The sequence below is a fragment of the Vibrio sp. 1CM23M genome (assembly GCF_023161755.1).
Lineage (GTDB): Bacteria > Pseudomonadota > Gammaproteobacteria > Enterobacterales > Vibrionaceae > Vibrio > Vibrio coralliirubri.
Window position 1 is genome coordinate 17900 of sequence record NZ_JALNTR010000012.1, and the last position, 21275, is coordinate 39174.

22 protein-coding genes are annotated in these 21275 nt (G+C 45.2%); 5 read left to right on the plus strand and 17 right to left on the minus strand.

What is annotated here, in order from left to right; translation table 11 throughout:
• Positions 1-43: 43 nt before the first annotated feature.
• From MSG35_RS21885 to MSG35_RS21925, 9 genes are all read right to left on the minus strand, one after another.
• Positions 44-610, minus strand: a complete 567-nt coding sequence (locus MSG35_RS21885; RefSeq protein WP_017067547.1) for a Crp/Fnr family transcriptional regulator — start codon at positions 608-610, stop codon at positions 44-46.
• 71 nt (positions 611-681) lie between these two features.
• A complete protein-coding gene (locus tag MSG35_RS21890; protein WP_059022209.1) occupies positions 682-2436 on the minus strand; it encodes a lysophospholipid acyltransferase family protein in 1755 nt (584 codons plus the stop codon).
• A gap of 12 nt (positions 2437-2448) precedes the next feature.
• Positions 2449-2892, minus strand: a complete 444-nt coding sequence (locus MSG35_RS21895; RefSeq protein WP_248384994.1) for a hypothetical protein — start codon at positions 2890-2892, stop codon at positions 2449-2451.
• Between the two features lie 10 nt (positions 2893-2902).
• Positions 2903-3340, minus strand: a complete 438-nt coding sequence (locus MSG35_RS21900) for a YHS domain-containing (seleno)protein (RefSeq protein ID WP_050634868.1) — start codon at positions 3338-3340, stop codon at positions 2903-2905.
• Positions 3341-3352: 12 nt separating this feature from the next.
• On the minus strand, positions 3353-4102 hold the full coding sequence (locus tag MSG35_RS21905) for an NRDE family protein (RefSeq protein ID WP_059022207.1): 750 nt from the start codon (positions 4100-4102) through the stop codon (positions 3353-3355).
• A 2-nt stretch (positions 4103-4104) separates the two neighbouring features.
• Entirely contained in the window at positions 4105-4647 is a 543-nt protein-coding gene (locus MSG35_RS21910) for a DinB family protein (RefSeq protein ID WP_059022205.1), read from the minus strand.
• Positions 4648-4666: 19 nt separating this feature from the next.
• Entirely contained in the window at positions 4667-5800 is a 1134-nt protein-coding gene (locus MSG35_RS21915; RefSeq protein WP_248384995.1) for an ATP-grasp domain-containing protein, read from the minus strand.
• Complete coding sequence (locus MSG35_RS21920) at positions 5797-6384, minus strand: DedA family protein (protein ID WP_050652121.1); 588 nt, start codon at positions 6382-6384, stop codon at positions 5797-5799. Before MSG35_RS21920 ends, MSG35_RS21915 begins: the two co-directional genes overlap by 4 nt.
• Before the next feature lie 280 nt (positions 6385-6664).
• Entirely contained in the window at positions 6665-8641 is a 1977-nt protein-coding gene (locus MSG35_RS21925; RefSeq protein WP_248384996.1) for a bifunctional 2',3'-cyclic-nucleotide 2'-phosphodiesterase/3'-nucleotidase, read from the minus strand.
• A gap of 414 nt (positions 8642-9055) precedes the next feature.
• Here MSG35_RS21925 and cysD point away from each other — a divergent pair, with 414 nt between their 5' ends.
• The 4 genes from cysD to cysC all read left to right on the plus strand — a co-directional run bounded on the left by cysD (position 9056) and on the right by cysC (position 13884).
• Positions 9056-10000, plus strand: coding sequence for a sulfate adenylyltransferase subunit CysD (gene cysD / locus MSG35_RS21930; protein ID WP_258954156.1), 945 nt, complete (start codon positions 9056-9058; stop codon positions 9998-10000).
• A gap of 18 nt (positions 10001-10018) precedes the next feature.
• The gene (gene cysN, locus MSG35_RS21935) at positions 10019-11449 is read left to right on the plus strand and encodes a sulfate adenylyltransferase subunit CysN (RefSeq protein ID WP_048662155.1); all 1431 of its coding nucleotides are present in this window, start codon (positions 10019-10021) and stop codon (positions 11447-11449) included.
• Positions 11450-11514: 65 nt separating this feature from the next.
• Positions 11515-13239 (plus strand): SLC13 family permease, encoded by a 1725-nt coding sequence (locus MSG35_RS21940; RefSeq protein ID WP_017067554.1) that lies wholly within the window; start codon positions 11515-11517, stop codon positions 13237-13239.
• Between the two features lie 24 nt (positions 13240-13263).
• Positions 13264-13884 carry an adenylyl-sulfate kinase gene (cysC, locus tag MSG35_RS21945; protein WP_017067555.1) on the plus strand — a complete coding sequence of 207 codons (621 nt, stop codon included), beginning with the start codon at positions 13264-13266 and terminating at the stop codon, positions 13882-13884.
• 165 nt (positions 13885-14049) lie between these two features.
• On the opposite strand, the gene MSG35_RS21950 is transcribed toward cysC, so the two are convergent.
• The 7 genes from MSG35_RS21950 to MSG35_RS21980 all read right to left on the minus strand — a co-directional run bounded on the left by MSG35_RS21950 (position 14050) and on the right by MSG35_RS21980 (position 19905).
• Positions 14050-14958 (minus strand): TIGR03899 family protein, encoded by a 909-nt coding sequence (locus tag MSG35_RS21950; protein ID WP_248384997.1) that lies wholly within the window; start codon positions 14956-14958, stop codon positions 14050-14052.
• A 514-nt stretch (positions 14959-15472) separates the two neighbouring features.
• Complete coding sequence (locus MSG35_RS21955; protein ID WP_017058892.1) at positions 15473-15988, minus strand: DUF3299 domain-containing protein; 516 nt, start codon at positions 15986-15988, stop codon at positions 15473-15475.
• Positions 15989-16002: 14 nt separating this feature from the next.
• Entirely contained in the window at positions 16003-17262 is a 1260-nt protein-coding gene (locus MSG35_RS21960) for an FtsX-like permease family protein (protein ID WP_248384998.1), read from the minus strand.
• Positions 17259-17975: an ABC transporter ATP-binding protein gene (locus MSG35_RS21965; protein ID WP_248384999.1), complete on the minus strand. Its 717-nt coding sequence runs from the start codon at positions 17973-17975 to the stop codon at positions 17259-17261. The genes MSG35_RS21960 and MSG35_RS21965 overlap by 4 nt, the downstream gene beginning before the upstream one ends.
• 140 nt (positions 17976-18115) lie before the next feature.
• Complete coding sequence (locus tag MSG35_RS21970) at positions 18116-18931, minus strand: DUF2796 domain-containing protein (RefSeq protein WP_248385000.1); 816 nt, start codon at positions 18929-18931, stop codon at positions 18116-18118.
• Between the two features lie 41 nt (positions 18932-18972).
• Positions 18973-19263, minus strand: a complete 291-nt coding sequence (locus MSG35_RS21975; protein ID WP_248385001.1) for a DUF2607 family protein — start codon at positions 19261-19263, stop codon at positions 18973-18975.
• 90 nt (positions 19264-19353) lie between these two features.
• Positions 19354-19905, minus strand: coding sequence for a YtfJ family protein (locus MSG35_RS21980; RefSeq protein WP_048605931.1), 552 nt, complete (start codon positions 19903-19905; stop codon positions 19354-19356).
• Between the two features lie 253 nt (positions 19906-20158).
• Here MSG35_RS21980 and MSG35_RS21985 point away from each other — a divergent pair, with 253 nt between their 5' ends.
• A complete protein-coding gene (locus MSG35_RS21985) occupies positions 20159-20359 on the plus strand; it encodes a DUF1107 family protein (protein ID WP_048612597.1) in 201 nt (66 codons plus the stop codon).
• A gap of 109 nt (positions 20360-20468) precedes the next feature.
• Here MSG35_RS21985 and msrA read toward each other — a convergent pair whose 3' ends face one another.
• Positions 20469-21098: a peptide-methionine (S)-S-oxide reductase MsrA gene (gene msrA, locus MSG35_RS21990; RefSeq protein ID WP_050652127.1), complete on the minus strand. Its 630-nt coding sequence runs from the start codon at positions 21096-21098 to the stop codon at positions 20469-20471.
• Positions 21099-21275: the final 177 nt, after the last annotated feature.

The following is a 21275-nucleotide window of genomic DNA, read 5'->3' on the forward strand; positions in this document are numbered from 1 at the left end:
ATTATCGATGCTCTGAATGTACTATGCGCGATGATTGTTGGCATTAACTATTGTTAATTCGACCTTTAATTCTGCTCAGGCTGATTGCGGTTATTCCTAGGTAGGCTGCAATTTGATTGTCGTTCAAGCGCTGCTCAAGGTCGGGATAGTGCTCGCAGAACAGCTGATAACGTTGCTCTGGTGTATAGAGCAGCATGAAGCGTTCTTTGTTTTCCTTATGCATCAGTTGTGTTTCTAACAGCTTTAAATACAAAGGATTATTTGATGCACGCCACTCGATAACCGCATTCATTGGCAGCTCTAACATGGTGATGGGAGTCAGCGTTTCTAATAGGTAAGGGGACGCTTGGTTCTTTATCAGACTCTCAAAGCCGATGATCCAATCTTGTTCCCAGTAGAACTCTTTGCTGTATTGCTTACCATCATCAGTGAGGTAGCAAGCATGACATAAGCCTTCAAGTACAAAGTAGATTGAACTCGCCATCTCACCTTGATTGATCAAAATGTGTCTGGTTGGCAACTCAAGTGGCTTGGCGACAGCTAAGAGAGATTCAATCTGGCTTTCAGAGAAGTCGAAGCTTTGCAGTTGTTCGATAAAAGAGGTGTGCATGAAAATAACCTATCCCAAATAAGTGCCGAAATCATCGCACTTATTTGGAGAGAGGTACAGAGCGGGATAAATCAGCGGCGTGCGTGTTGCTCTAGGTAGTCTTGAGCAAGCTCTCTGCCCATGTATTTACCCAGAGTCTTCAGTGGTACCTTTTTAAGGTTCACCACAATCAAACCATCCAAGGCATCATTAAACGATGGGTCGACATTAAAACACACCAGTTTGCCGTTCATCCCTAGATATTGGCGTAGCAGTACCGGCAGGCCTTTACCTTGCTCCATGCGTGCTAACACTTTAGAGAGTAGAGGCACACTCGCCAGTGAAGAGAGCAGGTGATTCTGCCAGAACACATGACTGCTCGTATTGAGTGGCGACGAAGGTGAAACCAAATTCGCCTTTTCCTCATCGTAGTGATGGATTGATAAGGTGGTCGCGATCAACAGACGCGCATTGTGGCTGTAATCATTACTGATACTGACAGGGCCGAACAGATGGGTGTATTTAGGGTGATGAGACACAAAGGTCGCGATGCCTTTCCACAATAGTAGCAGTGAGTTCAGACTCTTTTGGTAAGGTTTACTTACTACCGATCGCCCAAGCTCAATGCTGTTTTCTAGAGTATCAATGAATTCTTGGTTGTAGTTAAACAGGCTACGAGAGTAGAGCTGATCAAGCCCGTGCTCAGCGATGAGTTTGTCGACCATACCGAGTCGATACGCGCCAACCAGTTCTGCCTTGGTTTTATTCCACACAAATAGTTGATGGTAGTAAAGGTCATACTCATCTAAATCACAGGCCAGCCCGCTGCCTTCTCCGACTTCTCTAAAGCTTTCTTCTCTTACTCGACCAATCTCGCGCATTAAGTTAGGAATAGATTGGCTAGGCGTGCAGTAGACCTCAAAGTCCCCTTGCTCAAGTAACTTCATCTCTTCCGGAAGAGAGTCGACCTCTATTGCCAACACTTCTGGTGGAATAGGTGCAATCACTTGGGTATCAAAAGAGGGGGCGTGGATTGGCGTATTCGGGCTGTCTTGTTGACTCATTAGGTAGGTATTGAGTCGTAGGTAGTTGACGATATCCATTTCTTTTTCAAACGATTTTATCTCTGAATACGGAATCGATGAGCCAATCGAGATAGAGATAGTCGTCGCCTGTTTATTAAGAAGCTCACGCCCGAGCAGAGCGGTTCTTAATAGTGGATGAACACGTCCTGCTTGGTAGAAAAGCTCGCTGTTTTTACCATTGATAAAGATAGGCACTGTGGTGGCTTGGTGACGTTTTACGAATTTAGCAACAGACTTGCTCCACTCGATGTCTGTCAGTGTTTTTGCCCCTTTACGGTAGCTCGACACTTCACCCGCAGGGAATACAATCAAAAGCCCACCATCAGCCAAATGACGATTGGCATCTCGAATCGCTTTGGCATTGGTGCGTTTCGACTCTTTACTGTTAAAGACATCGACACCGATGAAAAGATCATCCAGCTCCGGCAGGCGCTTAAGTAGCTCGTTCGCCAACACCTTAACATCCTTCCTTACTGATCCTACGAGATCGGCAAGGATCACCCCTTCAATGGCGCCAAGCGGATGGTTGGCCACAATCACCACAGGCCCTTCTTCTGGAATATTCTCTGTGGTGCCAGATGAAACCGAGTAGTCGATATTGAGCGCCGACAAGGTGTGATGCATGAATTCAAAACTAGATAACTCGTTTGGTCGATCTTGATAGAGTCGGTCTAGCTTAGATAGCCCAGTTGCCCACTCGACAACAGACTCACCTAAACCAAAAGGCGTGTAACGTGGTAAACGAAAAGGACTATCAATCATAATGAAGCTACCTTATTGACTAAAGTTGTTTAGGAAACCGTCTTGATTCTTGAAATCTTTTACACTTAAAAACGCACCGCATAACCACACTAGGCATGCCATGCCAAACAATAATCCGCCGTCGTAACCGACAATTTCACCCGCTGCATTGAACTCAGGTATCTGAATACCGAGCGGCGTAAACAGGTGAAAAAATATCGCGCCGCTCATGATCCCCACGCTCATGATGGCACCCAGGCCATGCCAACGCGTGAACAGCAAAATGGCTGCAATCAATTCAGCGAATCCAATCAAGTAGCCGCCAAACGAGCCGAACCAACTGAGCCCTGACCATGTCGCGAGTGTGCCAAAGATATGCTCTGTCTCGTATGAGCCAGTGAACTTAAAGAACAGCGACTGAATAAATACAAACGCGATAAATGCCGCAGGGATATGTTTGGCTGGAGTGAATGTCATCGTTATTCCCTTACTTAATCAGTTGCGGCCAAACTTTATCGGCTTGTTGAATATGCTGTGCTTGGTCTTGTTCCCAGCGCTGCTTAATCTCTTGGTCGTAGTTGAGGTAAAGCTTGTTATCAACAATCGTCCATTGATGTGGGTCACCCGGTGCAAAGTCACTCTTCGCTGATACTGCCCAAGCGCAATAGCCACCATATTGAGGGGCATATTTTTCAGGATTATTAACAAATAAAGTCAGATTCTTTTCAGAAGAGAAATACCAATCCGCGCCTTTGTACTCCGTGCTGAATTTTTTACTGCCTTCAACGGGCTTACCGGAAGTGAAATACGCGACGGTATCGTAGCCATCGAGCGCCTTACTGCTAAAGAAGCCAGTGTAGATTTCATCGGCGGCAAATACGTATGGGCTAACAAGTAGCAGAACCATGGTGAATAGTTTTCTCATGATGGACTCCATCTATAGATTGATTGCGGGTGATAAATCAAAGGTAAAGCGCTGCTGATTTATCTGGCATGGTTTAATGGGTTCGCATGGTGAGCCGGGTGCATAAAACATAGAGGCTTGACCATGCAGATTACGTAAGTGTGTAAAGCTCACTGTATGTGCGTCTTCGCGATGCATACAGGTTGCTAAATGAGGTTGTTCGTTGTGATGGTGAGAGTGAAACTTAAGTAAGTTCTGTTGATTCTTACCTGTTGCCAAAAGCTGATCGTATTTTGCTTGTCGGTAAGCTTGCACTCGCTCTAAATCAACACCGGATGAGAAGAGTGGAGAATCAGTGTCGACTATTTTCTGTTGAATACCATCCCACATGTAGGCGATAACCAGACCATTGTGTTGGGTTAGATTGGGCGCGAAAGCTAGCAAGGTAAATGGGGCAAAAGAGTGTAGGTCTAGCTTGTGAAACGCTTCAGATAGCTGACTGATATTACGACTCGATGATAGGTTTTTAAGTAGCAAACCACGGCTGACTAAAGGTCCAACAGGGACTATGCCTTGATAGTTATTGAGTAGGCATAGTGAAAGCCCGAACTCATTGATACTGATCCAGCTACCACCGCCAGTTGGATCGAGTGGCATGATGATATTGACGCCGTTAACTCGATACTGTTTAGGCGGCATTGCTAGTGCTCGCGTCTTTTGTTCGTCACGGTTAAAAAAGACCTGATAACCATTTTCTTCAAGCAGCCAAGATACTGAACACATGACTATTGCTCCCTCAGATAGCTGCTGGTGGTTGGGGCATAACCAAAGGTATTGCATGTTTCGACATCAAGAAAGGTCGTGATCACCTTGATCATCGCATAGTGATGATTGGCATGCAGCGCCGCAAAAGTCACTTCTCTTTCTAACGTAGAAGGCAGGCTGGCGAATACTTGTGTATCCATCGAAACTTCGGTTTGGATCATGATAGGCGCTTCGAGATCTCTACGGTCTAATCGTTCAAGCCAGTTGATCACGTAATGGATCTCTTTCAACGCAATCGACCTATCGAATTCGACGGGGTGACCACGACGACGAGTGTTGTAATCAACGGTCGCATTCTCTTTTAAAATCAGAGCGTGAAAAAGATCGAGCGTGTGACGGGTATGCTCACCAATAGAACTTGTGACGTGCGGCTTTGCTCGTGTCAGATAGTCACTGTCAGATATGGCTAACAAAAACTCTAAACCCTGATTCAATATCTCTACCGCTCCCTTGATACTAGGAGATAAAGAAGTGAGGGCGCTCGGTTGGGCTATGGGGTTCATTCATGATCCTCGTACAAAGTTAATCGGTGGTCGGATATTGTTGAACAAGACGTCGCTCTTCTTGCCACGCGTTAAATAAGCTCTTAAAAGAAGGAGGCTGGTGGCCTCTTTGTTTCTGTTGAGCGCCAATATCAAAAAGAATGCGGTATTGCAGGAGTAGCGTCGAAAATATCTCTCGCAGCGGTGTGTTGCGATCCCAGATGTGCCCGGCTTCGCTGCTTGCGCCATTGACCTCAAGGATGGTGAAGTCCTCGCCGTTCATTAGGCTGTGCATGTCCTTGAATTTGACGTCGAGTCGTCCAAAGTGAAAGCCATCGAAGTCGTCGAATATCTCGTCTAAGCGTTCGGTTAAAGCCTGAGTGATGTATTGATTACCGTCTCGGAAGATACAGCCTCGGCTATGGCTGCCTGCAAACGCGAGTTGGAACTCTTCGCCCTCTGCGAGCACTTGATCCAATTTATCTTCATGCCTTGGCAGATAGAGGTGACTAAGCTGCCCAGCACGCGGGCTATTTTCAATTAACTGTTTGAGTGTGGACTTGCCATCACCCATCACCATCGGTGCGTATTTGAGTGTGATCGAGATGATCTCACCTTGCTTTTTGTTTGGATAACGAACATAGAAAACACCCGCTTCGGCTTGATAAGGCGCCTTTTTCTGCAGTAGAAAGCGAGCATTATTTGGGAAAGATTCGACATATTGCTCAAGTTGATCTTGGTTGTTGATCAGCTTAACGCCAACACCTCGACAACCAAGATCCGGCTTCGCCACGATAGGGAAATCAAGATCCGTTTGTATGAGTGCGCTGCGTGCGTCTTCGGCTTGTTTTTTACTGCTGAGATCCGTTTTGGTTAGGGTTATAAACGGTGAGATCCAACGCTGACTTGAAGATCCGGCAAGGCTCAATATCTCATGTTTTGATTCGCCGACCATGCCGCTTAACTTAATGCTTGGATTGGCGATGAGCGGAAGTGCCCAGTCAAAGTGCCGTAACCCTTGCATCAGGCTTTGAATGACCACTGGCGTGTAGAAAAACCAAGTCGGAAGAAACTCATAAGGAGAGACACTGCGCACGGTATCTTTTTCAAGCAGAGGCATGCCTGCATTAATTTGATGTGCGGGAATGATGCGAATATCTTGCGGTGAACTCATGATAGCCCTCTAGAGTAGGTTTTATTCATTAATCGATTGCCGATAAACAGCAAAACGATGGCACACGGGATGATGATCCATTGATATTCAGAGGCTTGCAGCCACGCTGATGTCCCTAAATAGTAGATGGCAGAGAAGACAATGCCAGTCCAGAGCGCAGTGGCGCTGATGACGGCAAACAAGAAAGTAGGCAGTGGGATGGCGAAAAAGCCACTCAGGGTAAAACCAACGGTGCGTAGCCCAGGAATAAAGCGGATAACAAAAAGGCTGCTGAATGCGTTTTGGCGTAATTTGGTACGAAGCGAACGAAAGTACTTATTAGTGAGGGCTTTATATCGAACGCCTCGGAAGTAACGTCCTGATTTTCCTAGGTAGTAGAGGCCCAAGTCACCTGTGGCAATACCGATGAAAATGGCAAGCAGAGCATATTGAGGAGGAATGAGCCCTTGAGTGGCTAAACCGGCAGCGGTAACAATCGCAAGATCTTCAAGCAGGTAAGAAAGCGCGATAATGCCAAGCATCAGCCATAGCAGCGACTCCTCCCCTGAATGTAACCATGCTTGAATGCTCTCGACCGTGCTCATCAAATGTCCTTTTCTATCCTATAGATGAATGGCTTAATGACCATTCATTGAGTGTAGTAAATTAAATAGACACGAGGAGCAGAGAAAAACTTACAGACAATTAGCGCTTTTTTGTGTTGATTGGATGCAATGAGTGGTTAGAACTATGCGGTTTCGGTGCAGAATTAGAGGATGTTAAAGGGTTAGAAACGTAAGGTTTTGGAGTGAATATTGAGAAGAAAAAAAGGCTGAGTCGTTAAACTCAGCCTTTAGAAGGTTAACTATGGATTACTTAAGTAATCTATTTAGTTAGGTCAATCTGGTAAACAGCGAAACCAACATCGTCAGTCGCAACACGTTTCATCGGGTATTGCCCCTTCTCTTTGATGAACTCTGCTGCTTTCTCGCTTGGCGACGTTTCAAAGCGGATATCTAGTTTGTTATCTGTTTTGATTGGCGCAAATGACCAGTTGTTGTCAGCCGTTGGGCTTACTTGACCTTGCTCTTTGCTTACGCGAGAGATGTAGTTTGCAAGAACAGTACGGTTCTCATCTGGTGCATCAAATGCGATGAAGTCTTCACCTGTGCCTGGGAATTTAGCACTGTATGCACGGTAGTTGTTGGTTGCGATCAGGAAGTCTTGCTTCATGTCGATTGGCTTACCTTGGTAAGTTAGGCCAACAATACGCTGTGAGTCAGGGTTAACGACTTTACAGTTTGCATCGTATTTCGCAGGTTGAGTTACGTCGATTTGGTAATTAACACCGTCGATAACATCGAAGTTGTAAGTACGGAAGTTATCCCACTCGATCAACTGTTGTGGTGCCGTTGAGTTAACATCCACTTGGTTGAACTGACCAGCAGAACACTCAAGCCACTCTTTTACTTCGTGACCTGTTACCTTCATTGCAACTAGCGTGTTCGGGTAAAGGTACAAGTCAGCTGCGTTACGGAATGTCAGTTGGCCAGATTCAACTTCAGTGAAGTTCGCTGGGTCATTCTTACGGCCGCCCGCTTTGAATGGTGCAGCAGCAGAAAGTACTGGTGTACCATCTAGATCTGGGTCACCTTGGATGAACTGTTCAACGTAATCTTTCTGTGCAAGGTTAACAATCTGCACTGTTGGATCGTCTTGTACTAGAGACAGGAAGCTGTACATCACGTCGTCTGCTTTACCAATCGGTTGGTTAACAAACTCACGAGTACCTGCGTGGTCTTTTTCTAGTGCTGTTACGATGCCTTCATCAGCATCTGCAAGTGATTTCTTCTCGATCTTGTCGTAGATAGGGCGTGCTTCTGATTGGCCTTTTACTACTTCCCACTTACCGTCTTTTTGAGCAAGTGTTAGGTCCATAACACCAACGTGGCTACCCCAACGACCTGGCATTACTGCTGCAACGCCGTTCATTGTGCCCGTTTCGTTGTCGATGCCTTGGATGTCATCAAAACCTTTGCCTGGGAAAACTGCGTGAGAGTGACCGAATGCGATTGCATCAATGCCGTCTACTTCAGATAGGTAGAACGTTGAGTTCTCTTCGCCATTTTTGTATGGGTCAGTTGATACGCCTGAGTGAGGGATAGCAACGATAACTTCAGCTCCTTCTGCTTTCATTTGAGGCACTAACTCGTTAGCCGTCTCAATGATATCGCGAGCGATTACTTTACCTTCAAGGTTCTTCTTATCCCACGTCATGATTTGTGGTGGAACGAAACCGATGTAACCCACTTTTACTTCATGCTCTACGCCAGCAGTATCTTCAAACGTGTGCGTCTTAATGATGTATGGCGTGAAGTAGTGTTCTTTGGTTTTTGCGTCGTAAACGTTAGCACTGATGTACGGGAAATCAGCGTCGTTGATTGACTCTTCTAGGAACTCAAGACCGTAGTTGAATTCGTGGTTACCTAGGTTTGCAGCGTCGTAGCTTAGCTGGTTCATAGCTTTATATGCAGGGTGAACTTCACCAGCTTCGATGCCTTTGTCTGCCATGTAGTCACCCATTGGGCTACCTTGCAGCAAGTCACCGTTATCAACTAATACGCTGTTGGTTACTTCGTTTTGAGCTTCTTTTACTAGAGTTGCAGTACGTGCTAAGCCGATTTTTTTCGATGGCTTGTCTTTGTAGTAATCGTAATCCATTAGGTTGGTATGGATGTCCGTTGTCTCTACGACACGTAGTTTAATCACTTCATCGGTATCTGGTGTTGTTGTACAGCCTGCTAGAGTCAAACCAAGACCCGCAAGTACAGCCAATGACAAAGGTTTCATTGCAACTTTCATTTTGTAGCTCCAAAGTGGATAGTAGAAAATTCGTTGCGTAATGTAACAAAATGGAATGAAACAATGATTACAACGAATGTTAATTCGTGACTTAGATCGATTACTTTATGGTGTTCTGCAAGACGCCTCCCAAACCTGCTCAATCGATGCGCAACTGATATCGATAATATTAGCCCATTCATTTCACCTGCTTATCGATGAATTAAATCCCTTATCAGCTTTTCGAATAAAAAATGAAATTTTAGAATTTCCAGTAATATGAGAGGCTCGTCATAATGCCTATATCAAGGACGTATCAGGCAGACGAATAGCAAGGATAGCTCAACACGAAGCTTCTGTTTTCTTCTAGTGCCAATACTCCCATTCACTCTAGTGGATGAGTTAAATCCCATGCTTGGCAAGACCAAGTAATGAATTGCTCGTAACGCGAGCCTTAAAGGAAGCACTGAAATGGACCAAGAACGTTTAACCCACCTAAAACAGCTCGAAGCGGAAAGTATTCATATTATCCGTGAAGTGGCGGCTGAGTTTGATAACCCAGTGATGATGTACTCCATCGGTAAAGATTCTTCTGTGATGCTTCATTTAGCTCGCAAAGCGTTTTACCCAGGCAAGATTCCATTCCCACTATTACACGTTGATACGGATTGGAAATTCCGCGAGATGATTGAGTTTCGTGACCGCACAGCAGAAAAGTACGGTTTTGACCTTTTGGTACATAAGAACCCTGAAGGTATCGAGATGGGTTGTAGCCCATTCGTACATGGTTCTTCGAAACACACAGATATCATGAAAACTCAGGGCCTTAAGCAGGCGTTAAACAAGTATGGGTTCGATGCAGCCTTTGGTGGTGCACGTCGTGATGAAGAAAAATCTCGAGCGAAAGAGCGTGTTTACTCTTTCCGCGATAAGAACCACACGTGGGATCCAAAGAACCAGCGTCCAGAGCTTTGGCACACTTATAACGGTCAGGTTAACAAGGGAGAAAGCATCCGTGTATTCCCTTTATCAAACTGGACTGAGCTAGATATCTGGCAATACATCTATCTAGAGAGCATCGATATTGTTCCACTTTACCTTTCAGACAAGCGCCCGGTTGTTGAGCGTGATGGCATGCTTATCATGGTTGATGATGACCGTATGGAGCTGCAAGAAGGTGAAGTGATTGAAGAGAAAAGCGTTCGTTTTCGTACTTTAGGCTGTTACCCATTAACCGGAGCGGTTGAATCTGAGGCGAATACGCTAACAGGCATTATTGAAGAGATGCTGGTGGCGACGTCTAGTGAGCGTCAAGGTCGAGCGATTGACCATGATCAGTCGGGCTCAATGGAGCTGAAAAAGCGCCAAGGTTATTTCTAAGAATCTAAGGAAAGAAAAATGAACAGTGCAGTAGAAGCCGAATTGGCTGAACTAGGGATTGAAGGTTATCTAAGTCAGCATCAGCATAAATCTATGCTTAGATTTTTAACTTGTGGCTCAGTAGATGACGGTAAAAGTACGTTAATCGGTCGCTTACTCCATGATACAAAACAGATTTATGAAGATCAGCTAGCTGCAGTTCACTCGGATAGCCAACGAGTGGGTACTACAGGTGAGAAGCCTGACTTGGCACTGCTTGTTGATGGCTTGCAGGCTGAACGTGAGCAAGGCATCACGATCGATGTCGCTTACCGATACTTCTCGACACAAAAACGTAAGTTCATTATTGCTGATACCCCAGGGCATGAGCAGTACACGCGTAACATGGCAACAGGCGCTTCAACGTGTGATCTGGCGGTGATCTTGATTGATGCTCGTAAGGGCGTTCTGGATCAAACGCGTCGTCACTCGTTTATTTCTAACCTGCTTGGTTTGAAGCATTTCATCGTTGCAGTTAACAAGATGGATCTCGTGGAATATTCACAAGATCGTTTTGAAGAGATTCGTGATGAGTACCTAGAGTTTGCTGAAAACCTAGAAGGCGAAACTAACATTCAGATTCTGCCAGTTTCGGCACTTGAAGGCATCAACGTTGCTGCACCAAGCAAAGAGCTAGCATGGTTCGAAGGCCCATCTCTACTTGAAGTGTTAGAGAACGTCGACATCGACCAAAAGCGTTCTGCTGGTGAGTTCCGATTCCCAGTGCAGTATGTGAATCGTCCGAACTTAGATTTCCGTGGCTTTGCTGGCACCGTTGCCTCTGGCCGCGTCAGTGTCGGTGATGAAATCAAGGCGCTGCCGTCAGGCAAAACGTCTAAGGTTGCACGCATCGTGACTTTTGATGGTGATTTGGAATCTGCGCAAGCGGGCTTGGCGGTAACACTGACCCTTGAAGATGAGATTGATATCAGCCGTGGTGATTTGATTGTGTTGGAAAACGCGCAGATTGAATCTACTAACCATGTATTGGCCGACATTGTATGGATGACTGAACAACCATTGCAACCGGGCAAAGCTTACGACATCAAGATCGCAGGCAAGAAAACCGTTGGTCAGGTTGAAACAGTTCGTCACCAATACGACATCAACAACCTGTCGACTCACGCTGTCGATGAGTTGCCACTGAATGGCATTGGCTTGTGTGAATGGTCACTGAACGAGACTGTCGCGCTGGATAAATACCGAGAGAGTGCCGATACCGGTGGTTTCATCGTTATCGACCGACTAACCAACGTGACGGTTGGCGCGGGTTTGATTCGAGACCGTTTGGACTCTGTTGAACAGCAAGTCGGTAATTTCTCTGCATTTGAACTTGAGTTCAACGCATTGGTTCGCAAACATTTCCCTCATTGGGATGCCAAAGATCTAAGCCAACTACTGAAGTCATAAACGACCAAGTAACAGCTTATTGAATCAGGCGGAGACCGATCGTTTCCGCCATAAAGGACGGGTATATGTGGCAACAAGGATTTGTATTAGCGATTTTGCTCGGCATCATTACTTGCCTGCTCGTTACCCGTATTAAGCCAAGCTTTATTTTTGCTGGCGCGGCGTTTATTGCTTTCATGGCTGGCATGATCGACTTGTCGAGCCTAGCCAATAACTTCACTAATTCCTCGTTACTGACTTTAATCCTTCTGATCCTCGCATCAAGTGCGTTGGAGAAAACTCGCTTAATCAGCTGGGTTAGCCGCAATATCTCTGAAGGTCGGCTAGGAACCGTGGTTGCGAAGTTGGGTATTTCCACAGCGTTACTTTCATCTTTTACCAACAACACCGCGGTGGTGGTCTCTTTGATCGGGGCGATCAAACGTAATCAACAACATGCGCCCTCTAAACTACTTATCCCTTTGTCATACGCTGCCATCTTAGGTGGAACCTTGACATTGATCGGCACATCAACCAACTTGATCATCAATAGCTTTGTTGAAGATGCCGGATTGCCGAGCTTAAACTTTTTCACACCTACCTTGATCGGTTTAGCGGTTTTGGTCGGTGGCGTATTGATCCTTATTCCTCTTAGCTATTTTCTACCCAGCTACGATGATGGTTCTCAAGATGATCTGCCTTACTTTTTAGAAGCCAGAGTGGAGCCAGGTTCTCCATTAGTTGGCCGTAGTGTTAGCGAGAACAACCTAAGAGCTTTGAGAAAACTGTTCTTAGCGGAAGTGATTCGCGACGGTAAAACCACCGCGTCGATTGACCCTGATTTTATTCTTCAAGCTCGTGACCGATTGCTGTTTTGTGGTGATGTCGAGAGCGTGGCGACACTGCAAGAAATTCAAGGACTGACTCTGTTTGGTCAGCACCACCTAAACGGCCAGAGCTTTGTTGAGGTGGTGGTGAGTTCGTCGGCAAGCTTCTGTAATAAAACCCTGAAAACCAGCCAGTTTAGAGACCGTTTCGATGCGGTTGTGGTTGCAATTCGTCGTGGTCATGAACGCCTTGAAGGCGGCCTTGGAAACATCACATTAACCGCAGGTGATACCTTAATTTTGGTTCCCGGCAAACGCTTTGAAGAACAGCGGCAACAACACAACAAAGAGTTTGTGTTGATGAATGACTTGGATTCGAGTGCCAAGCTTGATGCCGACAAATCGACGTTCGTGTTGCTTGGTTTTGCCAGTGTGATTGGCCTCGCTCTTATCGATGCAGTACCGATTATCAAAGGCTTAGCTGGTTTTCTACTGTTGCTGGTGGCATTTGGCGTGGTGCAACTGGGTGAGCTTCGTCGCCGTTTCCCAGTTGATATTGTGGTGATCGTGGGCTCTGCTCTGTCTATTGCTCAACTGATGATTTCATCGGGTTTGTCTGAGCGGATGGGGTTGATGTTCATGGAGGCGTTTAATGGTTGGGGTGTATTCGGTGCGTTAGTCGCGACCTACTTTATGACTTTGGTTTTGACAGAGCTGGTGACCAATAATGCGGCCGCAGCACTCTCATTTCCGATTGGCTACAGTATGGCTGTAGGCTATGGCGTTGACCCTATGCCGTTCATCATGGCGGTACTGTTTGGTGCCAGTGCCAGTTTTATCTCTCCATACGGCTACCAAACCAACTTACTTGTTTATAGCGTAGGTAATTACCATTTAACGGATTATCTGCGTATCGGCATTCCAATCTCGATTGTTTATTCGGGTTTGGTATTGACCCTAATTCCTTACTTTTTCCCATTTTAATGCTGTTTATTTAAAGGACTAATTATGACCGCAGTACTCAAACCCAAAGATGAGAATGTTGTGTGGCATCAACACTCGATTGATAAAACATTTCGCGCGGATCTGAAATCACAAAAGCCAGCCGTGCTCTGGTTCACGGGGTTGTCTGGTTCTGGTAAATCGACAGTCGCTGGCGCATTAGAAAACCGCTTGGCACAGCTTGGTTACCATACTTATTTATTGGATGGCGACAATGTGCGTCATGGATTATGTAGTGACCTTGGCTTCTCTGAGCAAGATCGTCGAGAGAACATCCGTCGTATTGGTGAGCTTGCTAAATTGATGGCAGATGCAGGCTTGATCGTGCTGTCAGCCTTTATTTCTCCGCACCAAGCTGAAAGGCAACTCGTGAGAGATTTATTGCCGGAAGGTGAGTTTCTTGAGGTGTTCGTCAATACGCCATTAGAGGTTTGCGAACAGCGTGATCCTAAAGGTCTGTATAAGAAAGCACGTGCCGGAGAGATCCCGAACTTTACAGGTATTAGTTCAGTGTACGAAGCGCCTCAGAACCCTGAGATTGATCTACCTGCAGGTGAGAAGACACTCGATGAATTGGTCGAACTGTGTATTGATGCGTTGGAGAAGCGAAATATCTTAGCCAACTGAGATCGTTGGTATGACTAAGGCTACTCAGCTGTTTATCTGTTTATTCACGACCGATAAATAGTGCAGCCTTAGTTTACCGAGACAAGAAACCTATCCTCTAGATTCTCTTTATTCCTCTCAATACTCTTCACTTTTACACCGTCTACTCTTTACACCGTCGAGTGTCTAGACGGTGTAATTTACGCTACTTTTCACTTCGGTCTGAACTGTGAATTTCTGGCTCAGTAGAGCAATCAGTTGGTCGTAGTACTGCGTGTTTGGCTTATTGCCAAGCAAGGTACAAAGCTCATTGCCTGTAGGGCTGAATCGATAGTAAACCAGCTTTACCCCTTTTGATAACGGTGCCAGTGACATGCTCTTACCTTGATAGGTTAGGTGCAGTGCTGGGTCGAAATCAATCTCTCCGGATTCTAGTTCTGTACCCAGAATAATCCCGAGCTCTATCAAGTGGAGTAGGCTGGAGTAGGGTAGGTTGTGCCCACCAAGGTTGATGGTGTTGGTGGTGTCCCTTTTGCCAAAGCTGAATAGCCCAGCATGAGATTTAAAACCGAGTAAGAGCTTTCTGCTGTTATCGCTACCAAAACTGCAGCCTAATGAAGCAGCTCTTTGTAAGGTCAGTGCCTCCTTTGGCGTCATGTCTTTTAAGATTTGCAGTGCCTTCATCGACGTCGAGCCTGGGTTGGTGACTTCTCGTTTCAGTACTTGAGCCCATAGCCTCTGCATGGATGTATTATGGATCTCTTGTGCCATATCGAAGAAACGGTATAGCCAGTCCTGATCTGGGTCTCCAGCCGCTTCATCCTTACACGAAGAGTGTGCCAACTTCAGAATCTGTTCTAGGTTCTTTTGGCGAAGCTCTCTACGTTTTTTCTCTCGTAATAGCGCCCGTTCGATAAGTGTATTCTCAGCTTTATCGTTTGGCTTTGCACTATGACTAATTAAGGAATCGAGGCCGAAGCTTTGTGCGATGTGCAGCATTCTGCTGGCACTGTCGGCAATATGAGGCTTTTTCTCATGCTTTTGCTGTGTATCGCTAGCATGCTCAATGATCACTGGCTGTTTGGTTTCTGACATAAGAGTACCGTTAGGAGACGACTCAATACCAATCGTAGTAAATAATTGCTAAACCTAGCTTGTTAAAACGCTCGATAACTGAGCTACAATTTTTGATTGTAGAATAACTACTTATCAAAAAGTGCCGCCTTGCTCTTAAGCCTTTTTCCTACGCTATTCCTGAACACTTACTTATTGTGATTGGTATAACTGCCTAAAATGTAACTCTTTATCTTATTGGTGGCTAGATTTTGCGTGCAGAGTTGAAGGTTTCAACAAAATTTTACTTTTGCTAATGATAATAAAATGTTAAATTTGTTGTAATTCTCAAGGAGGAGTTATGAATCAAGCCAATGATAACAAGCTTAAGAAACAGCTTAGTATAGGGTTATTACTCGCGACTTATGTCGCTGTTCTAGCTTACTTATCTAATTACATCGCGTAATTCAGAAGAAAATTATCGTTATTAAACTGTTATTGAATGATCGCACTCGTTCAGTGACGGCAGCTCATCCTTGAGCCACCCTTCTAATGACTACATGTCGTCATATTCTTCAATCGCAGTACCTTCAATAAGATAACCGGTTTGCGCTAAGTCATGGCTGATCGACTCAGTTTTCAGCGTTCCGACTAAATAGATTACATCCCATAGTTGTTGTATTGGTGCACCTTTCGGGAACTTCACGTAGATGATTTGGTTCGGTGGCGGCGGTGGCACGTGGATACATGCGCCAAAGTACGGTACCAGCAGAAACTCAGTGATCATATTCTCATCACCTTCCAATGGAATCACAAAGCCAGGAATCTTCACTGTGCTGCCATTCAGCTCTGGGCGAACAGCACCAAGTGTCGATTGTTGAGGTTTGTCCATACTATTGTGGTCAACCATCGGCATACCAAATGAATCTAGCTGAGCGCGCTCTGATTCTGGAATCAAATCAATCCATTCAAGTGTTAATACCGATTCGTCATTCTGAGTGGTTTCAGCGTGAGCTGTACTGATAAATGGGAACAGAAGTAGCCCAAGTATCAGTAGGAATTTGCGTTGCATCGTAGGTTCCTATTTTAGATTCGAATCGTCATGCCATCAGACAATGACTGGCGGTAAGCCCTGAAAGCGGGAATAAAGCCGATAATGATTCCGGCAACTTGTACCAGCATAAGCAGTTTCCACTCATGCGGTGTGATTGCGGATATCGATATGTTGATACCATAGCTTTGTTGCACAATAGGAGCAACCACTGCGATCAGCGCAAACAACACCGCAACGCCTAATGTGATGCCTAAGAAGGTCAGCGCACTGGCTTCACTGATCAGTAAACCAAACACATGACGAGGTCTCGCTCCCATCGCTCGCAGGATTGCCATCTCTCGACGCCTTTCTTGCAAGCTAGTGAGTAGGCTACTGAGCATGCCCAATAAACCGGCGACAACAACAAACCCTGAAACAATCAGTAGTGCTTGTTCTGCTACTGCCATCATTCCCCACAATTCGTGAAGCGCAATGCCTGGCATAATGGCGCTCAAAGGTTCTTGGCGGTAGTTATTGATTTCTCGTTGCAGTGCAAAGGTTTGAATCTTCGAATTCAGCCCAAGCATCATGGCTGTGATTTGCTGAGGTTGGAAATCAAAAGTCTTTAAGGTTTCCGCATCCGGTGTATGTCCTAAATTAGCACCTGATTCCCAGCCAACGTGAATCGCTTCGATTGCCTCGAGCGATACGTGTACGGTTTTGTCTACTGGTGTTCCGGTTGGCGCGAGTATTCCCACAATCTTGAAGGGCAGATTATCGTGACGGCTAAACGCAACATCACTGATACCGTGCGCAAGAATGATTTGGTCACCAATCGTATAGTCCAACTTCTTCGCGACATCGGCACCAATCACGACATCAAATAGCTGTTCAAATTCTTTACCTTGTTGGAAAGTAAGTAATTGCTTACTTCCATAGCGATAGTTTTCAAAGTAACTATGATTTGTACCCATCACACGGAAGCCTTTGTGTGAATCGCCCAATGAGATTGGGATCGCCCACTTGACTGCGTTGTGTTGGCTAAATTCTTGGTAGCTCTTCCAGTCGATGTTGTTGGTCGCATTACCGATTCTGAATACTGAGTAAAGCAGCAGGTTTACCTGACCAGAACGGCCACCAACGATAAGGTCAGTACCTGAAATCGTATTGGCGAAGCTGCTTTTTGCTTCTGTTCTAACGCGTTCCACGCCGAGTAAGAGAATGACGGACACCGCCACCGTGAGAATAGTGAGAATAGCCGTGGCTTTACGGTTGAGTACGCTTTTTAAGGCTAAGTGAGTAATTACTTTCATACGACAACCTTAGCTTGGTTAACGGTTTTTAAATCTATGGTTCGAGTGAATAACTTTTCTAGTGTTGGATCATGGCTAACAAAGATAAGAGTAGAACCTGCCTGGTTAGCTTGTTCTAGCAACAGCTCGATAAAAGCTTCTCGGTTGTCATGATCCAAAGCTGAGGTTGGCTCGTCGGCAATAATGATTTTGGGTTGGCCGATCAAAGCGCGAGCGGCAGCAACACGTTGTTGTTGACCGATGCTCAATTCGGTAACGGGCTTATCCATTAAAGCTTGAGGTAGCTTTAATCGGAGTAACAACTCTCGAGCTGTCTCTTGTAAGCTTTTCTGGCCTTCAGCGACTTGTTGTTTACGAATCTGTGAAAACTGGCAAGGAAGCGTCACGTTATCGATAACTGATAGATAAGGAAGCAGGTTAAATTGTTGGAAAATATAACCAATATGATCGGCTCTGAATTTGTCTCTTTGACGAGGTGTAAGCTGAGTGAGGTCTTGAGCAAGGATAGAAACTTCACCTTGCTCGGCTTGGTTGATTCCAGTCAGCAGCCCTAGCAATGTAGATTTGCCACAACCACTTGGCCCTTTTATGAAAAGGTGCTCTTGAGCTTGGATGTGCAGAGAAGGGATCTCTAGTGTTGGTGGTATTTCTGGCTTCCAACGAAAGCTGATATTTTCGAGTTTGACCACAAGTGATGAACTGTCAGAAGACATGCGAGCTCCAATAATTAAAGCGGTGTATCTACTGGACAGCAATTAGAAGCATAAATTCCCTAGAGCACACCGATTTGAACAGCCAAGTAAGTAGGTACTTACTTGGCTGCTTATTTACGTTTAATCCGATCTAGGAGTGATTAGAATCGGAAACTAATACGCTCTGCGTTAAGCACTTCTTGTACTTGAGCTGTGTCTGTTAGTAGGTTCACCGTCATTTTTTCAGTGTTGCTGAACTTAGAGAACCACTGAGTGCTAACTGTGTCTAGCTTAGCAACGTCTGAACATTCATAGTGGTACTCAACAGTGAACTCACCGTGGCCACCTTCAGAGTGGTCATGACCTTCATGGTCATCATGATCGTGCTCAGCATGGTCATGGTCTTTGTGGTCGTCATGATCGTGTTCAGCGTGGTCATGGCCTTTGTGGTCGTCATGATCGTGTTCAGCGTGGTCATGGTCTTTGTGGTCGTCATGATCGTGCTCAGCGTGGTCATGGTCTTTGTGGTCGTCATGATCGTGCTCAGCGTGGTCATGGCCTTCGTGGTCGTCATGACCGTGTTCCGCATGGTCATGGCCTTCGTGGTCGTCATGACCGTGTTCCGCATGGTCATGGCCTTCATGGTCGTCATGATCGCCTTCTAAGGTGTTTGCCACTGACTTGAACTGCAGAGTACAACTCGCATTGTTAAAACTAAACAGCTCTTCTGGCTTGTTTAATTGTGCGATAGCCTGCTCAAAAACTTTTTTCTGTTCTGCCGTTTCTGGAGCATGTTCAAAGCCAACCACATCTGCGCCAGGAGCTGTTACTTCAACAAGCAGTTCTTGCCCATCTTGCGCGATGTTTACTTCAACTTGACCATGTACATGTGCGCCATGAGAGCGGAATTCTTCGTTAGCTAGAACATTTGTAGAGACAGTCATGCCGATAACAACGGCTAAAATAGTAGGTTTCATGTGTTTTTCCTGAATAAAGGTTAATTAAAAAGTAGTGGTATTTAAGCGATCTTTACAGGAGGTGAGCGAGCTAAATACGCGAAATATAGCCGCTGTAGTGAAGTTACTGACTCAGTGATAGCGACAGTAAACTCTGAATGGAACTCTGGGACCTGTGGTAGTGAATGCGCAGTGATGAACTGATTAAGTGAAAACAGCTCACAGTGATGCGAAGTGTGGTGTTCTGGGTGAATATCCACAATATGTGTTGCGGCTAACAGGCTTAGCATAAGCATCAGCCCTAGCAAAAAGCAGGTTTTGCGTTTCACATTGTTAGGTGTGTTTTGCCACATCAGGATAATTAACCACAGAATTAAAAAAGGATACTGTTACAATATAACAATATCCTTTGGTTAGGTCTCGAAAAAGACGCGAATATCTTATTAAAGACTCGCTTTAATCAACTCAATGACTTGAGTGACTTCTGATTCGTTTAATGCACCTTCTTTTACAAACAAGATTTTACCTTGCTTGTCTTGAACGATAATCGCTGAGCTTTCTTCTTTTAGAGCCCATGATGACGCAACGGCGCCGTCTTCATCTAGGACCATAGAAGACCATGGAAATTCTTCTTTGCTGCTTTCGGCAGACGACTTAACAAAAGACCCAGTACCCCAAATCGCATCATCTTGGTTGATGATAGTGGTGGTTTGGTAGCTGTCTTCTGAGAACTTCGATGCTGTAATGGCTGCCATCAATGGTGCGTTGAGCTCTTTAGAGCTGCTGCGGCCAGCGATAGCTTGAACGACGCGAACTTTACCTAGAAGATCATTGGTTGCCCAAGCTTGATATCCAGTATTTCCGTCGTTTAGAACAATCTCACCATAGTTACTAACATCGACGGCAGGCAAGGTAGCGCCTACTGATAGGTTGTGAGCATTGGCGAAGAGTGGAGAGGCTGCGGCTAAAAAAGCCAGTAGAGTTTTGTTTTTCATTATATTTTTGTTCCGCTTATTGGTTTGCACTGGAAGTATAATATGAAATTTGAAAAATGCCTCTTTAACTTTTTTATCGTACGACGTAGAAAGAAGTTGCAGGCTTGTTACCAAAAGGTATAATGCATCAATATCGAGATGAACAATAGATTATCTTGCTGTTTGCTAAAGGAATTAGCGATTAAATGTGCTTTGAACAACGACGCTGTTCAGGTATGTGACTGTAGTACTCAAATGGAATTGAGGTTGTATTATGTTAAGAAAATTTTCTACTTACCGTCCACATCAGGTGGCGCGTTTCGTTAAAGTCCTGTTCAAAGGCCAATTTGCTATTGAAGGTGTTGGAGAATTTCGCTTCGACCAAGGCAAGGTGCTTCTTCCTGAAGTTTCAGACAAACAAAAGCTCATTATTTTTAAAGAAGTTAACGGCACGATTGCTGCGTTGCCGGTGTAACTGCGCTTTATCGATTTGTTTGCACCGAATAGATTTACAATGAAAAGGGCTTCCTAATGGAAGTCCTTTTTAATGCGTGTACTTTCTCGCTGTTATGTCGAACAGCACTTTATTGTGGAGGGAAGCAGACACCGGTTCCACCCAACCCGCAATACCCATTCGGGTTTTTAGCTAGGTATTGCTGGTGGTAGGTTTCTGCGAAAAAATATTTTCCAGCAGGCAGAACTTCCGTCGTGATCTCGTTGCCTAAAGATTCAGTCATTGCTCGTTGATATTCACGTTTAGAGTGCTCAGCGATAGACTGTTGTTCTTCACTGAAGGTGTAAATCGCAGAACGGTACTGAGTCCCTAAATCGTTGCCTTGGCGCATTCCTTGAGTTGGGTCATGACGCTCCCAAAAGGTCTCAAGTATTCGAGCTAGAGAGGTTTCTTCACTATCAAATATGACACGAACGACTTCGGTATGGCCGGTTTGCCCAGTACATACTTGTTCATAAGTGGGATTAACCGTGTAACCGCCAGCGTAACCAACGGATGTTGAAATAACGCCATCCAATTGCCAAAACAAACGCTCAGCTCCCCAGAAGCATCCCATACCAAACAGGACTTCTTGTTGAGAGTCCGTAGGCGCATCGAGCAGGTCGGTTTGATTGACGAAATGGCGCTCAGTGATTCGAATTGGGTCAGCATTTCCCGGTAGTGCGGTTGCTGCAGAAACCAGTTGTTGTTTGTTTAGCATGTTATATTCCTTTTCGCATACGTTTACCGCGCTGGCTTTTATTTAACGTGGGTTCATATTAACTGTTGGTCAATATTGAATAAGTCTTTAAATTAGACCGTGTTATTCCAGGATTTATTACAGACTCAATGCCTATTTAGCGGTATTATTTCTTTTCACTTATTAACGTATTGATAA

What these genes read in the sequence shown, in the direction of transcription:
- MSG35_RS21885 (WP_017067547.1), bottom strand. Translation starts at nt 610, where the DNA reads ATGCACACCTCTTTTATCGAACAACTGCAAAGCTTCGACTTCTCTGAA.
- MSG35_RS21890 (WP_059022209.1), bottom strand. Translation starts at nt 2,436, where the DNA reads ATGATTGATAGTCCTTTTCGTTTACCACGTTACACGCCTTTTGGTTTA.
- MSG35_RS21895 (WP_248384994.1), bottom strand. Translation starts at nt 2,892, where the DNA reads ATGACATTCACTCCAGCCAAACATATCCCTGCGGCATTTATCGCGTTT.
- MSG35_RS21900 (WP_050634868.1), bottom strand. Translation starts at nt 3,340, where the DNA reads ATGAGAAAACTATTCACCATGGTTCTGCTACTTGTTAGCCCATACGTA.
- MSG35_RS21905 (WP_059022207.1), bottom strand. Translation starts at nt 4,102, where the DNA reads ATGTGTTCAGTATCTTGGCTGCTTGAAGAAAATGGTTATCAGGTCTTT.
- MSG35_RS21910 (WP_059022205.1), bottom strand. Translation starts at nt 4,647, where the DNA reads ATGAACCCCATAGCCCAACCGAGCGCCCTCACTTCTTTATCTCCTAGT.
- MSG35_RS21915 (WP_248384995.1), bottom strand. Translation starts at nt 5,800, where the DNA reads ATGAGTTCACCGCAAGATATTCGCATCATTCCCGCACATCAAATTAAT.
- MSG35_RS21920 (WP_050652121.1), bottom strand. Translation starts at nt 6,384, where the DNA reads ATGAGCACGGTCGAGAGCATTCAAGCATGGTTACATTCAGGGGAGGAG.
- MSG35_RS21925 (WP_248384996.1), bottom strand. Translation starts at nt 8,641, where the DNA reads ATGAAAGTTGCAATGAAACCTTTGTCATTGGCTGTACTTGCGGGTCTT.
- cysN (WP_048662155.1), top strand. Translation starts at nt 10,019, where the DNA reads ATGAACAGTGCAGTAGAAGCCGAATTGGCTGAACTAGGGATTGAAGGT.
- MSG35_RS21940 (WP_017067554.1), top strand. Translation starts at nt 11,515, where the DNA reads ATGTGGCAACAAGGATTTGTATTAGCGATTTTGCTCGGCATCATTACT.
- cysC (WP_017067555.1), top strand. Translation starts at nt 13,264, where the DNA reads ATGACCGCAGTACTCAAACCCAAAGATGAGAATGTTGTGTGGCATCAA.
- MSG35_RS21950 (WP_248384997.1), bottom strand. Translation starts at nt 14,958, where the DNA reads ATGTCAGAAACCAAACAGCCAGTGATCATTGAGCATGCTAGCGATACA.
- MSG35_RS21955 (WP_017058892.1), bottom strand. Translation starts at nt 15,988, where the DNA reads ATGCAACGCAAATTCCTACTGATACTTGGGCTACTTCTGTTCCCATTT.
- MSG35_RS21960 (WP_248384998.1), bottom strand. Translation starts at nt 17,262, where the DNA reads ATGAAAGTAATTACTCACTTAGCCTTAAAAAGCGTACTCAACCGTAAA.
- MSG35_RS21965 (WP_248384999.1), bottom strand. Translation starts at nt 17,975, where the DNA reads ATGTCTTCTGACAGTTCATCACTTGTGGTCAAACTCGAAAATATCAGC.
- MSG35_RS21970 (WP_248385000.1), bottom strand. Translation starts at nt 18,931, where the DNA reads ATGAAACCTACTATTTTAGCCGTTGTTATCGGCATGACTGTCTCTACA.
- MSG35_RS21975 (WP_248385001.1), bottom strand. Translation starts at nt 19,263, where the DNA reads ATGTGGCAAAACACACCTAACAATGTGAAACGCAAAACCTGCTTTTTG.
- MSG35_RS21980 (WP_048605931.1), bottom strand. Translation starts at nt 19,905, where the DNA reads ATGAAAAACAAAACTCTACTGGCTTTTTTAGCCGCAGCCTCTCCACTC.
- MSG35_RS21985 (WP_048612597.1), top strand. Translation starts at nt 20,159, where the DNA reads ATGTTAAGAAAATTTTCTACTTACCGTCCACATCAGGTGGCGCGTTTC.
- msrA (WP_050652127.1), bottom strand. Translation starts at nt 21,098, where the DNA reads ATGCTAAACAAACAACAACTGGTTTCTGCAGCAACCGCACTACCGGGA.